We start from the raw sequence: 13,681 nt of genomic DNA, 5'->3' as shown, positions 1-13,681 counted from the left end.
ATGTCGACAGACACGATGAGGGCGGTCCGGCTCCATGAGCACGGCGGTCCGGAGGTTCTGCGGTACGAGCAGGTGCCCGTTCCCGAACCGGGGCTCGGTGAGGTGCTCGTTCGCGTGCGCGCGGTCGGCGTCAATCCTCCGGACTGGTACCTGCGGGGCGGGCTGACCACGATGCCCGGAGAGACGGAGTCGACGGTGAGTCTGCCGGTGATTCCGGGGACGGATGTCTCAGGTGTCGTCGAGGCCGTCGCCGCGGACGTGGAGGGCTTCTCGGTCGGTGACGAAGTCTTCGGTCTTCTGCGGTTCCCCAGCTTCCAGGGCAGGGCGTACGCCGAGTACGTGGCCGCGCCGGCGTCGGACCTCGCCCTCAAGCCCGCCGGCATCGATCACGTGCACGCCGCCGGGGCGCCCATGGCGGGGCTGACGGCGTGGCAGTTCCTGATCGACGTCGGACACGACCACCCCTCGCCCTTCCAGAAGGCGGGGCACCGCCCGACGGCGCTCGACGCGGACACGACGGTGCTCGTCAACGGCGCCGCGGGCGGTGTGGGGCACTTCGCGCTGCAGCTGGCCAAGTGGAAGGGTGCCCGCGTCATCGCGGTGGCGTCGGGCGCGCACGAGGCGTTCCTGAGCCGGCTCGGCGCCGACCGGTTCATCGACTACACCAGGAGTCGCGCCGAGGAACTCGCCCACGACATCGACCTGGTACTCGACACCGTCGGTGGCCCCGAGAGCAGGCGCTTCCTGCGTACGCTCAAGCGGGGTGGCGCCCAGTTCGCGGTGCTGCCCGGGGAATTCGACGAGGAAGAGACCGCGAAGCTGGGCGTGACGGTCTCGAGCGCCCAGGTCCGCTCCAGCGGCGCACAACTCGCCCAACTGGGACGGCTCCTCGACGCCGGCACGGTCCGTGTCGCGATCGACAGCACCTTCGACCTCGCGGACGCCCGCGCGGCCCACGAGCGCGCCGCCCAAGGGCACATCCAGGGCAAGATCGTGCTCACGGTCGCCTCGAGTTCGTGACGCGATCTTGTTGGTGTCACCGTCTGGACCGGGGGCAAAGGCAGAGGTCTTCGGTCACCCGCATCGAGTCTCGCTCGCGGAGCTGAACGCGGCCGACGGACTCGACCGGTCACGGGCTACTCCGTGACGGATTCCGAGACCTCGCGCCACGCGGCGTCGGACTCGGCGAGGGCGCCGGCTGCCGCGGCGGCGTACTGGACCGCGTCCTTGCCGATCAGGAGACGCCGGGGAGCGTCCTTGTGGCCGGCGAGGTCGGTGATGACCTGGGCGACCTTGGCCGGGATCGCGGGTTCCCGGCCGGACGCCTTGCGGAGCATGTCGCCGAACTGTCCGACGGTCTGTTGGTACGGCTCGCTGATCGGCGGGATGGCCATGGAGGATCCGGCCCAGTCGGTGCGCATGCCGCCCGGCTCGACCGAGGTGACCTGGATGCCGAGCGGGGCGACTTCCTGGGCGAGTCCGACGGAGAAGGCGCTGACCGCCCACTTCGACGCCTGGTAAGCGGCCAGGCCGGGGCCGGCGAGCCGGCTGTCGAGGGAGGAGATCTGGAAGATGTGCCCGGAGCCCTGCTCCCACATCGCCGGCAGGACGGCCTTGGTGACCTAGACGGTGCCGTAGAAGAGGGTGTCGACCTGGCGACGGAAGTCGTCCAGGGAGATGTCTTCGACGGAGGCGAGATCGGCGTAGCCGGCGTTGTTGACGACGATGTCGTAGCGGCCGAACGCCTTCAGGCCCTCCTGGACCGTCTTCTGTACGGCGTCGACGTCCGTGACGTCGAGCGGCAGGGCGAGGATCTTGTCGCCGTAGCGCGCGGAGAGGTCGTCGAGCGTCACCGTGTTGCGGGCCGTGGCGACCACCCGGTCATCTGCTTCCAGGGCGTTCTCGACGATGGCGCGGCCCAGGCCGCGGGAGCTTCCGGTGACGAACCAGACCTTGGACATGAGGCTGCTCGATTCCTGTCGGCGGCAGCGGCGCGAGGTCCCGCGCAGGCCGCATCGATACGGACCCGCCATTTCAGACCGCCAGTCCGTTATTTCCGTCCCAACGTAAGGCACCACTGGTCTGATGTCAAAAGACCGCAAGTCTGTACGATGGCCGTATGACTACCTTCCAGCGCGCTCGCAGCGAGGAGCAACGGGAATCGCGGCGCCGGGCAATCCTCGACACCGCCGCGGCCATGCTCGACGAAATGCCGGTGAGTGCGGTCAGCCTCAACGAGCTGAGCCGCCGCGTCGGGCTCGCCAAGTCGAACGTACTGCGGTACTTCGACTCCCGCGAGGCGATCCTGCTGGAACTGCTCGACCAGGCATGGAAGGAGTGGTCGGCCGACCTGCCGGACCAACTGGCCTCGGGCGTCGACGCCGAGGAAACGGTGGACGTGCGCGGCGACCAGTTGGCTGCGACTCTCACCGCATCACTGGCCGAACGCCAGGTGCTGTGCGACCTGCTCAGCGCGCAGGCCGGGGTGCTGGAGCACAACGTGTCGCCGGAGGTGGCCGCCCGCTACAAAAGGGCCGCCGTCGGCAACGTCGGCGAGCTCGCCGCACTCGCACGCCTCCACCTGCCCGAGCTGGGTGAGCGAGCCGGCCAACTCGCCGCTGCCGCAGTCATGGTGATCGGCGCCGTGTGGACCCACGCCCGTCCCTCGCAGGCGATGCTCGCCGCGTACGACGTCGATCCCACGCTCGCCGTGTTCAAGATGGACTTCGCCGTGTCACTTCGCCAGACGCTGGCCACCCTCACCGCGGGCACGCTCGCCCGCCCTTCATCCTGACCGCGCCGGTCCCGGCCCCACAACCTCACCCCTTGGAGAACTGTGCGCGTCATCATCTTCGGAGCGTCCGGAATGGTCGGACACGGAGCACTGCATGCCTGCCTCCGCGACGACACCGTCACCGAAGTCCTCGCCGTCGTCCGCAGCCCGCTCGCTCCGACCCACGCCAAGCTGCGACAGATCGTCCACACCGACTTCACCGACTACGCGGCCGTGCAGGACCAGTTGAAGGATCTGGACGCCTGCTTCTTCTGCCTCGGCGTCTCCGCCGTCGGACGCGGCGAGAAGGAGTACACGCGCGTCACGCACGACTACACGCTTGCCGCCGCCCGCGCCCTCCATGCTGCGAGCCCCTCCATGACGTTCGTCTACGTCTCCGGCGAGGGCACGGACAGCACCGGCAAGAGCCGCCAGATGTGGGCCCGCGTCAAGGGCCGTACCGAGAACGAACTGCTGGCCATGCCGATGGCGGCGTACATGTTCCGCCCCGGCTACATCCAGCCCGTCGACGGTGCCAGCTCACGCACCCGGCTCTACCGCGTCATGTACCGCGTCACTGCCGCCCCGTACCCCCTCCTGCGGCGCGCCTTCCCCCGGTACGTCACCAATACCGACGCCGTCGGACGCGCCATGCTCGCCGTCGCCCGGCAGCACGGCACCGGTCCCACGGTGCTGCGCAACCCCGACATCAACCGCCTTGCTTCGGGCTGACCGCAGGCCGCCTGACGTACCTCACGGTGCGGTGACCACTCCGACGGCTGTCACGACCGCCCGGCGGTGCAGCGCGGGCCGGTCACCGGAGCCGGACAACGTCGAGGCGCCGGAGCCCAACTGCGCGATCTGAACGCGGGAAACGCTGGACCGCATGGCCGGGGTGTATCAGCTCGGTGGCGCCGCGGACATCCACCTCCGTGGCGTCGCTGCCGTGAACATCAGAGGTGGCTCAAGTCCGTTGCGCGGCCGAGTTTTGCGCAGGCAGAGTGCTGTCAACTCAACGACCAATGAAGCTCGCTGGGACCAGTACCGCCGCAGCCATGCTCTTTACCGGGGGGCCGAGTATGACCTGCAAGCAGCCGGCGCTTGTCGCGCTGTCCGTCTGCGCACTTCTCTGGGGGACGGCTGGTCGTGCAGGAGCTCGACGCCACAGCAGCTGGGGTTTCCTGTACGGGCCGGGCGAGATCGAGCCCGGGAGGTCGGACGGATCGACCTTGTCGTACGAGGTACGCGAGTCCGGGATTTTCGTGCAACTGAAGTTCGGGCAGTTGGTGGAAGCCGATTTCAGGCGAACCTGTCGCGGAGGCGTCCCGGCGTCCCGGGGGCATGCCGTCGGCATCGGCGATTACGCCGGCAGCACTCTGGACTGCACCGAGACGCTCGACGTCAAGACCGAGAAGGAGGAGGGGGCTTCACTCGTCGAGGCAACACGCCAAGGCGTGCGCGCCGCGTGTCCGCCGGGATCCCGGGCGTTGCGGAAGGGCTGACCCCTCCAACTCCGGTCGAGGCTACGGCGATGTGCGTGCCGACGCCGATCAAAAGTGTGTCGCGATACCGAAGACACGCCGGAGTTCTGCCATGTCGTGCCGATCGCGTTCCGAGGGCTCGTAGCCCTGGTGGAAGGAGACTTGCTGTTCGGCGGACAGGCACGGGACCGGCGTGCCCCGGACGGTGCCCGTCTCGAAGCACGAGGGCGGGTACGTGAAGGGACGCCCGGGTTCGGGTGACGCCTGCAGTGCTGAGCCGTCGTCGGCGAAGACGAGGGGGTGAAGGTCGATCTCCCGTCCGTCCGGTGCCGTCACGACGAATCGGACCGGTCGCCAGTTCAGGGTCTCGACGAATCCGGCCGTGTGGAGCACGGCCAACACAGCGCCTTCGTGCTCCTGCCGGTGCATCAGGTCCAGGTCCCGGTGGTCGCGGGTCTGTTCGCCGATCAGCGCGTCGACTCCCCACCCTCCACCGACCCAGACGTCCACCTCAGCCTGTCGCAGCAGGGCCAGGACGGACACCACGTCCTCAGCTGTCATCACCTGACGCAGGCTAGAGGCGTTCGTCCAGGGTCGCGAACATTCTGCGGCCGGGCAGACTCACGTCCCGCCCCGCAACAGCACAGCCAGGGGTGCACCGTTGCCGCGCAGCCGCCGTGCACAGCTGTGCCGTGACGCCGACGGCCCCTCTGGACGGACCGTGATGGTTCATCCAGAGGGGCCGACCGCTGCCCGTCCTGCCTCGCGAGGATTACCTGAAAGGATCCTGGCGCCGACTCGGCAGCGACGTGTCAGCGGTCACCGATCACTGCCTTCCCTCGGCCACGGCGGTCCTCACCGGCTGCGCCCACTCCGCCGCCGGGGACCAGAGTCCGGCGCCGCCGGGGGAGCCAGGTCCACTGCCCGCGGGGTCCCACAGGTTGGCCGCACCGGCAGCGCGGTCACCGCCGTTTCCGCCGGCCGCGACCGGTCGGTCGTCGCGGTCCGTGGACTGGAACCCGACCGTGTAGGTACGGGTTACCGAGCCGTTGGCCGAGGTCACCCTGATGGTGCGGGTGGTGAACCGGGACCCGGTCGACGAGAGGATGGAACTGCCGTCGGTGACCTTCACCCGCGCGCCGGACTGGGCCGGTGCGGCGGAGACGGCCGGGATCCTCGCGTTCTTCGGCCAGTCGACGACGTACGTGGACACGTCCGCGTCGAACCCGTCGACCGCGACACCTCCGACAGTGATCGCCTTCGCGTCGGCGACACTGGCCTTGGTGGCGTCCGAGAAGTTCTGCACCGTGACCGACCCGTCGGCGCCCACGACGACACGCGCCGCCATCGCCGCCGCCAGGTTGATCCGCTGCCAGCTCGCCTGCCCGTCAGCGGTGAGGTCGAGCGGGTACCCGGAGTCCGTCGCGGTCTGTTCCAGGACCTGAGTGCGCTGCTCGGTGGTGAGATCCGGGAAGGCCGTGATCAGCAGCGCTGCCGCGTCCGACGGCGTCTCGACGGCCTGCCCTGCCTTGCCCACCTGGGAGAACCCGTAGGTCAGGCGCCGCGTGTACAGATCGACGTCCTGCGCCGTGCTCAGACCGGCGTACGCGGCACCCTGGCAGGACGCGAGCGTGTCCCCGTATCCCTGCCCCTCGCACTGGTCGAGCAGTACGTTCTCCATCTCGGTGTGGGCCTGCGTCAGCAGCTTCGCGAAGTCGGGGTCGGCCCACCGGTGTGCCACGGTGGCCTGCCCGGAGATCCGGCCGCCCATGACGTCGAGCGGGTAGTGGAACCCGAGGACGATGCGGTTGTCCCCGTATTCCGAGGTGCGTGCCAGGATCGACGGTGCCAGCTCCGGCAGGAGCGTGGCGAGGATGGTCCCGGCCTCGTAGCCGCCGTAGGTGTGGCCGCTGGGGTATGAACCGCTGGTGGTGAGACTGCCGTACGAGCCGTCCTGCGACTCGTAGATCCGGCCGCCGTCGCCGACGAACCCGAGTCGCACGTACGGACGTTGGTAGCCGTAGTGGTTCTTCGCCGCGTCGACCTTGTCGAGACTCTTGGTGACGCGGGAGAACAGTGCGCTCGTCTTGGGCAGTTGGCCGCCGTTGAGGGCGTCGCTGTAGATCTTGCCGAGCTGGGAGCCCAGGCCGTCGGCCATCGTGACGGTGGAGCTGTTGGTCGCGTCGACCTCGGCGCGGTCCACCTCCTTCTGCGTCGCGGCGTTGTTGATGCGTACGGCGATCTGGTCGTTCTCGGCGGTCGGCGCGGTGCTCTGGGGCACCTTGGTGTTGGCGCCGAGGATGTCGGAGTCGAGGTCCTCGATGCCGTTGAGCAGGTTGTAGAAGTAGTCGGTCCCGTCGCCGGTCCCCGGCCAACTGTCCGACGGGTAGGTAGCGTTGAGTGTCTCGTCCGGGAAGGGTGACGGCACGTACGTCGGGTCGGACTCACTCGCCGGGCTGCTCGCCGACGTGGTCGTGGTGGAGTCGTCGGAGGTTCCGGCCAGGGTGACCGCGGTGACGGTGGCGGTGTGAGCCTTCGCCTTGCCCGCGGTGGTGAGCAGTGCCGTGTCGGTCGTGGCGGAGACGTGCGTGACAGTGCCGTCGCCGAGGGCCACGGTGTAGCCGAGGATCGGGAGCCCGCCGTCGCCGGCCGGCCGCCAGGTCACGCGGACCTGCTTGCCGTCGGTGATCACACCCGTCACGGTCGGCCGCTGCGGCTTGCCGCCGCCGGTCACCACGGGTGCCGTGGCCGTACTCGGGTGCGAGGTGCCGACGGCGTTCACCGCCCGTACGCGCGCGGTGTACGTGCCCGGTCGCAGCCAGGTGAAGGTCGTGCTGCGGCTGTCGGCATCGTGGATCTCGACCTGGTGGCCGTCGTTCAGAGTGATCCTGTAGCCGGTGACCGGTGCGCCGCCGGTGTCCTTGGGCGCGGCCCAGGCGACGGTCACGCTCGTTCCGGACGACGTCGTCGACACCGCGTCAGGCGCGGCCGGTACCGTCCTGGGCTTCGTGGTGAGCGCGGACCTGGCGTGGTGGAGGGTGTCGTACCGCGCCGAGAGGGTCTCGTCCGTGGCCGTGTCGCTCGCGATCGCGGTCTTCGCCTCGGCGAGTGCCGTGGTGAACGTCTTCCACGAGCTGTCCGTGTAGCGCGCGTCCTGGAGGGCCGACGCGGTCGTGACCAGGTCCTCCAGGCGCAGCCTCGGAACCGGGATCAACTGCTTGGCGGCGAGGGTGAGGCTGCGGGTCCGGGTGTCGACTTCGATCTGGGACGCGCTGTCGGAGTCGACGAGGGCGCGGGCGGCGGCGAGTTCGCGCCGGTACACACCGAAGTCGATCGTGTCGTAGCGTGCCGCGTCGTCGGAGAGCCCCGCATACTGGTCGATCGCCTTGCGCAGGGCGGACTTGTCCGTGACGGCGGGCGTGTCGACGTGGTTGAAGGTGATCCGGCCCATGTTCGCGACGTAGGGGTGCGAGGAGTCCGGGTTCGTCGTCAGTCGCAGGGCGACGGCGTGCGTGCCGGTGATCGCCTTGGGCAGAGTCAGACTTGTCGTGCCTCCTGACGACCATGCGGCTCCCGTGACCGGCAGCGGGACAGTCGCGTCCGGCGTTCCCGGGGCGGCCGCGTCGAAGGAGTCCAGGTAGAGCTGCACGGCCGAACCGGTGCCGCAGCGAGCGGAGTTGTTGGCGTAGGTGACCGTGACGGTGCTCTTGGGGGAGTTGCCGAAGTCGATGTCCCCGTAGGTGAGCCAGGCTCCGTTGTAGGTGCCCCCGAGGTCGGTGGTGGAACCCGCGCCGGTCCAGCCGACCGGCTCGTTCTTCAGCCCGCCGCCGCTGTTCGAGTGGAACGCGGTCGCGTCGAAGCCCACGGGGGCGTCGGTGTCCCGCGTTAGACTCAGCGAGTAGACATTGCCCACGTACGGCTGGGACGCGGACTGCGTGCTGGAGACGAAGTCGACGTACATGTCCTGGACACCGGTGAAGACACCCGGGTCGAGGTGCACGCTGGTGGTGGCGATCGTTCCCCAGCCCGATCCGCTGTAGTCGAGGGGGATGTCGACGTTCTTCGTTCCGTCCTTCGAGCCGAGGTGCAGCTCGATGTGCGAGTCCGACGCGGCGCGCGACTGGGGCTTGTCATAGCGGACGGTGACGGTGTCGGCGCCGTCGCCGAGGTCGGTGTCCTTCCACTCGGCCCACGCGCCGTTCGTCACGTTCTCGAAGATGCCGTTCGAAAGGCTGAGCGGGGAGGCGCCGCCGCCGGTCGTGGTGCTGTTCACCGCGGTCAGCGTGGCGAGCGTGGTCGAGGGCGACGAGGAGACCTCGTACGGCGAGACCTGGTACCAGTCGAAGTTCGACACCCACTGCTGGCCGGACGGGGCATGGAACACGAACGTCGCACTCGACGCGTCCAGCAGGGCGGTCGGGTCGGTGACGGCCGCCTGCACCGTTGAGTAGTACTGCCAGCCGCCGGTTCCGGGGAGCTGGACGGTGGCGACGACAGGGCCGTCGGCAGCGCCGGCGTGGATGTCGACGCTGCTCGGTTTCGCGTTCGTCGCCTGCGAGTTGGCGTACCGGACCGAGATGCTTCGGGGCGAGACGCCTCCGAAGTCCAGCTTGGTGAACCGCTCCCACGATCCTTCGGTGACGCCGCCGAGGTTGCCGTCCGAGTTGTTCTTCTCGCTGGTGAGGCTGGGGCCTTCCTTCTGGTCGGGCGACTCGGCCTGCAGGACGGCGTAGCCGCCCTCGTCGATGGTGAGTGCGTCGATGGCGGACCGCAGCGCGTCGTCGGCGGCCATGATGGTGCCCGTCGCGGAAGCGGTGTCCGCGAGGACGGTCCGCGCGCGTTCGAGCGCCGCACGGAACAGAGTCCAGGAGCCGTCCGCGTAGTTGCCGCTGCGCACCAGGGACGCCTGGTCGACGAGCGCGCCAAGGGATTTGCGCTGCACCGCGGCCGCGGAGACGACGAGTGGGTCGGTCGGGGATATCCCGGTGCCGCGCACCGTCGAGGCAGGCACACCGTGGGCGAAGGCCGCGTCCTGGAACGTGATGCCGAAGCGCGCGTCGACCCGCGTGCTGCCGGTGAGCGACAGCGTCGCCGTGCGTGAGCCGGTGACGCGCAGATCCGCGGTGACACCGCCCGGAAGCCCGGTCACGGTCGCTGCCCCGGTCCTGGTCAGGCTGGTTCCTTTGCGGGCGGCGAACGACGCCGGGCCGGACAGGGTGAGCTTCACACTGGCGTCGACGGCCCCGTCCGCGTCGGTGTCGACGGTGCCCGGGCGGGCGGAGACGACGGTGTCGCCCCGGCCGGCTCCCATGTCGCCGTCACCGGCGTCGCCCGAGTCGGTGTTCAGCGAGTACGCCGCCTCCGTGCGGGCGCCCCACTGCGAGGGCTTGGAGCCCATGGTGAAGTCCAGCGTTCCGCCGGAGATGATCTGGGAGTAGTCGAGCCACGTGTTGTCGAACCGCTTGCCGTTGAGGGTCGCGTTCTGCACGTAGTAGTTGCTGGGCGACACCCCGTCGGCCTTCACCGTGAACTGCTTGCCGTTGCCGTAGGTGATCGTCGTGGAGTCGAAGAACGGGCTGCCGATCTGGAACTGGCTGGAACCGGCGGTCACCGGGAACAGACCCAGGGCGGCGCCGACGAACATCGTCGACATGGTGCCGGCGTCGTTGTCCATCGTCGGCAGGAAGCCGTTCGGGGACAGCTTGTAGACCTGTGTCCTGACCGGCGGAGTGAACTGGCCGCCCGAGCTGGGCGCCTCGTTCGTTGAGCCCGTCGCGATGTAGCGGTTCCAGGTCGTGCCGGTGTAGATGGCGCGCACCCACTTCTGCGTCAGGCTGGGCTCACCGACGTAGTTGAAGAGGTACGGGGCCTGCAGGTCGATCTCGTTCGCGTTGGAGTGCAGCATCGTCGAGCCGTCGTCGACACTGGAGTCCTCACCGAACATGTGCTTGACCGCGGCCTTGCCGGCCTTGTCGCCGCCCATGGCCTTGATGAGCCCGCCCATGTCGTACGCGTCGTACCAGTGGTACTGCCAGAGCGTGCCCTGGTAGAGACCGGCCGCCTCGAACTTCTCGTAGTCGGCGCTCTGCCATTCACCGCCCGTGGCACGCGGGGTGAGCAGACCGACCTTCGTTCCGTCGGCCGCGGTCCAGGCGCCCGACTTCACGAGGTTGTCGATCGCCATGGTCGACTGGGTACGCAGCTTCTTCGCGTCCTCCTCTTTGTCGAGGGCGCCGGCGATGACGGACAACGCCCACTGGTCGTAGCCGCGTTGAACCGTCGTGCCGGGATCTCCCGTGACGTATCCCTGCCGCAGCTGGGCCCCCGTGTAGTAACCGGAGTACGACAGCAGCGCCGGGTACGCCTCGTCGAGCCGGTCGAAGTTCTTGTAGCCCTTCGACAGCGCGTCGGCGACCAGCACGGCCGAGCGCTCCCAGCGCACCGTCGGGACCGAGTGGGTGAGGCTGCCCAGGCTCTTGCCCGAGGCGCGCGCGTCGGCGAACAGCTCGATCAGCGACTGCACCATGTCCCGGTAGGTGGACGGGTCGATGTACGCCTCGACGGAGTACTTGCGGAAGTCGTCCCAGGTGGACCAGCCGTCGTAGTACGTGAAGCCGTTGGCCTTGTGCACCGCCCCGTCGGCACCGCGGTACGTCCCGCTGGTACTGGTGGCGTTCACCGGCAGCGCGTACATGCGGTACAGGTGCGTGTAGAACTCCTTGGTGAGCGTCGACCCGGGGTCGGACTTCGCCGAGGAGCGGACGTCGACGGCGCCGAGCGCCCTGTTCCAGTCCGCCTTCGTCTGTGCGCGCGCCTGGTCGAAGGTGAGGTGGCCCACCTCGTTCCGCTGGTCGGTCGCGGCCTGTTCGGCGCTGATCGGCGACAGCGTGATGCGCAACTCGACGTCGTTCCCCGAGGACTTGTCGAACCCGAGGACGGCGCCGGTGTCGGACCCGTCCTGCGTGGTCGCGTCACCGAGCTTGCCGTCGCTGCCCCAGCTCTTCAGGGAGGTCACGGGGACATTCGTGGTGGCGTTGTAATACAGCTGGTACGAGGCGCCGTTGAACGATCCGGCGACGAGCCCGGCGATCGAGGTGGTCCCGTCCGGGAGCTGCGTCGCCTTCATCGTCGAGCGGGTGCGGCTGGTGAAGTTGTTCGCCAGGTCCAGGACGAGCTCGGGTTCCGACCCGGCGGGGAAACTGTACCGCTCGAGCGCCGTTCGCGTCGTCGCGGTCATCTCGGCCTTGATGGTGCCGGAGTCCTGCTGCACCGACGACCCGGTACCGGAGACGGCCCCGAGGCCCACCTGGTAGGAGCCGGGCGTCGAATTCTCGTCGTCGTGGCTGTACGCGTGGGCGTACGTGCTCGGGGCGGGGCGCTTGTCGTACCGCACGGAGGTCGGCACGACGAGCAGGTCGCCACCGCCTCCCGAGCCGCCGACCCCGTCGAGGTTCGTCGCGGTGAACCCGGCGATGTGGTCCTCGTTGTGGTCGTACCCGGTGTGGTTGCGGTCCGGCGTGGTCAGCGGGTTGACCTTGGCCAGACTGTGCGGCGCCTGGGCTCCCGGCAGGTCGTTGCCGTCGTCGCCGGCGGTCGACACGAACGGGTCGACGAGCTGTGTGTAGTCCGTGGCTCCGGATCCTGCGGACGGGGCAGAGGCGGGCACCGCTGCGGCCGCACCGCCACCCGCCAGCGCGGCGACACCTAGGGCTCCCGTGAGCAGCAGGGCGACCGTCGCGCGCAACGGTCGGCGACGCCGCCGGGCGGTTCTCGCAAGGACCACCCGGGCGAAGGGGGGATGGGATCTGATCGGCACGTGACTTCTCCAGCGTCGCTATACGCACGCACCGTTCGGCCCCGTCCTTAGACAACGTTGTCAGTCCGGGCCGCCGGGCGTGCAACCCAGAGTGAGACGGAAGTGAGCACCCAGGATTGCACCTGATCATCAGATTGCACCCGCCGCGTTCACGACCATCCGCCATGACACACGCAGAAAACGTACAGCGCGCGAACACTATTCGAACAGAGTGGGCGTGTCGGACGCCGTGCAGGCGGTCCGCCGGGGGAGCGGTCATGCGACTCCCGGGTGAGCGACCGTCAGGCGTTGTCTCACCTGGCCTTGTACGTTGTGCACCCTGTGTAGGGCAGGGTGAGTGCCGGGGGCACGGGGGCAAGGCCGGTGCCGTAGGCAGCGCGAGGCCGGCTGCCGGCTCACGGTGGCGGGTGCCGCCGGGGGATCGGGGCGATGCGGGAGGCGGGCTTGGTTGCCGACCCGGCGTTCCTGACGTCCTCTCCGGGTCCCGGGTGGGCCAGGCCCGGCGGCCTCCGGCGTTTCGATGGTGATGGAATTGATGGCACCTCGTCCCCGGGCCTGTGAGGTTTGGAGCACTCAAGGTCACCGACTTCCGGGATGTGCTCATGAAGAAGACCTCGCCGCGCGTCGGCCGTCTCGCGGGTTCTGTAGCCTGCGCGTTCATCCTTGTCAGCACCGTGTCGAGCGTGGCGGTCGCCCAGCCTTCGGGGAGCGCCGTAGTGTCCACCTGTGTGGGTGATGCCCTCAACGGCCACTGGTGGTGCGAGAACAAGCCGGGGATCCGCGTCCAGTGGGCCGGGCAGACCGTCGGCTACCTCAACTCCGACACCAACTGGTTCACCTGCCGATACGAGGGTGATCCCACAGGCGGCGGCGGTCCGCATCCCAACCGCTGGCTCTATACGCTCGCCGACACTCCGCACCTCAGTCATGGCGGCTGGGGCTTCGTGAAGGACAGCGACGTCATTGACGAGACCAATCCGCTTCCGCGCTGCTGAAGCCCAAATGCGCCTGGCCGGCGGGATGTCGGCCCTGGGCAGCATGGAGAGGGCCCTCGCGGGCGAGAGACTCTTCGCGATCGTCCGCTGCCTCCCCTCGGCACTCTCCAGCCGACAAGAACCCGCAGGTGACGGGGACTCGGAACCGCTGAACGAGCTGGAGGCTCCCCTGTTATGGTGCGCCGATGTCATCGATCAAGCAGTTCCAAGTCACCTTTGACTGTGCTGAGCCGGAGCGCGTCGCTCGCTTCTGGTGCGAGGTGTTGGGGTACGTCATCCTGCCACCGGCGGGGTTCGACACGTGGGAGGAGTTCGACCGCTCCCAGTCCGCTGAGGAGCAGGGTTCCTGGTGTGCGTGCAGCGATCCCTCGGGTGTGGGCCCGCGGCTGTTCTTCCAGCGCGTCCCTGAAGGCAAGGTCGTCAAGAACCGGGTGCACCTCGACGTGCGGGTCGGCACCGGGCTCGTGGGTGAGGAACGCCTTGCCGTGCTCGAAGCCGAGTGCGCGCGGCTGCTTCCGCTCGGTGCGGTGCGGGTGCGCCTCCTCTATGACGGCAACGATTCCTGCATCGTGATGCAGGACGTCGAGGGCAACGAGTTCTGCGTCGACTGAACATC

Annotated in this window: 9 protein-coding genes and 1 pseudogene; 6 read left to right on the top strand and 4 right to left on the bottom strand. The window is 68.8% G+C overall.

The features are described 5' to 3' along the window. Positions 1 to 1,020 (top strand): NADP-dependent oxidoreductase, encoded by a 1,020-nt coding sequence (locus tag ACIRQH_RS01320; RefSeq protein WP_404223526.1) that lies wholly within the window; start codon positions 1 to 3, stop codon positions 1,018 to 1,020. A gap of 116 nt (positions 1,021 to 1,136) precedes the next feature. Here the strand turns inward: ACIRQH_RS01320 and ACIRQH_RS01315 are convergent. Further along, positions 1,137 to 1,961 (bottom strand): annotated as a pseudogene (locus ACIRQH_RS01315) (SDR family NAD(P)-dependent oxidoreductase). 158 nt (positions 1,962 to 2,119) lie between these two features. On the opposite strand from ACIRQH_RS01315, the gene ACIRQH_RS01310 reads away from it, so the two are divergent. Further along, the gene (locus ACIRQH_RS01310) at positions 2,120 to 2,794 is read left to right on the top strand and encodes a TetR family transcriptional regulator (RefSeq protein WP_358816456.1); all 675 of its coding nucleotides are present in this window, start codon (positions 2,120 to 2,122) and stop codon (positions 2,792 to 2,794) included. A 42-nt stretch (positions 2,795 to 2,836) separates the two neighbouring features. Beyond that, the gene (locus ACIRQH_RS01305; protein WP_404223523.1) at positions 2,837 to 3,505 is read left to right on the top strand and encodes an NAD-dependent epimerase/dehydratase family protein; all 669 of its coding nucleotides are present in this window, start codon (positions 2,837 to 2,839) and stop codon (positions 3,503 to 3,505) included. 21 nt (positions 3,506 to 3,526) lie between these two features. Here ACIRQH_RS01305 and ACIRQH_RS01300 read toward each other — a convergent pair whose 3' ends face one another. Next, positions 3,527 to 3,661: a hypothetical protein gene (locus tag ACIRQH_RS01300; protein ID WP_358816454.1), complete on the bottom strand. Its 135-nt coding sequence runs from the start codon at positions 3,659 to 3,661 to the stop codon at positions 3,527 to 3,529. Between the two features lie 191 nt (positions 3,662 to 3,852). On the opposite strand from ACIRQH_RS01300, the gene ACIRQH_RS01295 reads away from it, so the two are divergent. After that, positions 3,853 to 4,275, top strand: a complete 423-nt coding sequence (locus tag ACIRQH_RS01295) for a hypothetical protein (protein ID WP_404223521.1) — start codon at positions 3,853 to 3,855, stop codon at positions 4,273 to 4,275. Positions 4,276 to 4,323: 48 nt separating this feature from the next. Here ACIRQH_RS01295 and ACIRQH_RS01290 read toward each other — a convergent pair whose 3' ends face one another. Both ACIRQH_RS01290 and ACIRQH_RS01285 read right to left on the bottom strand, forming a co-directional pair. Continuing rightward, complete coding sequence (locus tag ACIRQH_RS01290) at positions 4,324 to 4,815, bottom strand: nucleotidyltransferase domain-containing protein (protein ID WP_388878872.1); 492 nt, start codon at positions 4,813 to 4,815, stop codon at positions 4,324 to 4,326. A gap of 265 nt (positions 4,816 to 5,080) precedes the next feature. Beyond that, entirely contained in the window at positions 5,081 to 12,070 is a 6,990-nt protein-coding gene (locus ACIRQH_RS01285; RefSeq protein ID WP_404223519.1) for a glycoside hydrolase domain-containing protein, read from the bottom strand. A gap of 602 nt (positions 12,071 to 12,672) precedes the next feature. Between ACIRQH_RS01285 and ACIRQH_RS01280 the strand changes: the two genes are divergently transcribed. Then, positions 12,673 to 13,065, top strand: a complete 393-nt coding sequence (locus tag ACIRQH_RS01280; protein ID WP_404223517.1) for a hypothetical protein — start codon at positions 12,673 to 12,675, stop codon at positions 13,063 to 13,065. A 185-nt stretch (positions 13,066 to 13,250) separates the two neighbouring features. Beyond that, a complete protein-coding gene (locus ACIRQH_RS01275; protein ID WP_388878863.1) occupies positions 13,251 to 13,676 on the top strand; it encodes a VOC family protein in 426 nt (141 codons plus the stop codon). Positions 13,677 to 13,681 lie beyond the last annotated feature (5 nt).

This window comes from Streptomyces sp. NPDC102279, from assembly GCF_044766365.1.
Classification (GTDB): domain Bacteria; phylum Actinomycetota; class Actinomycetes; order Streptomycetales; family Streptomycetaceae; genus Streptomyces.
The sequence above is the reverse complement of the archived record's forward strand: the minus strand, read 5'-3'. Positions and strand labels throughout refer to the sequence as shown.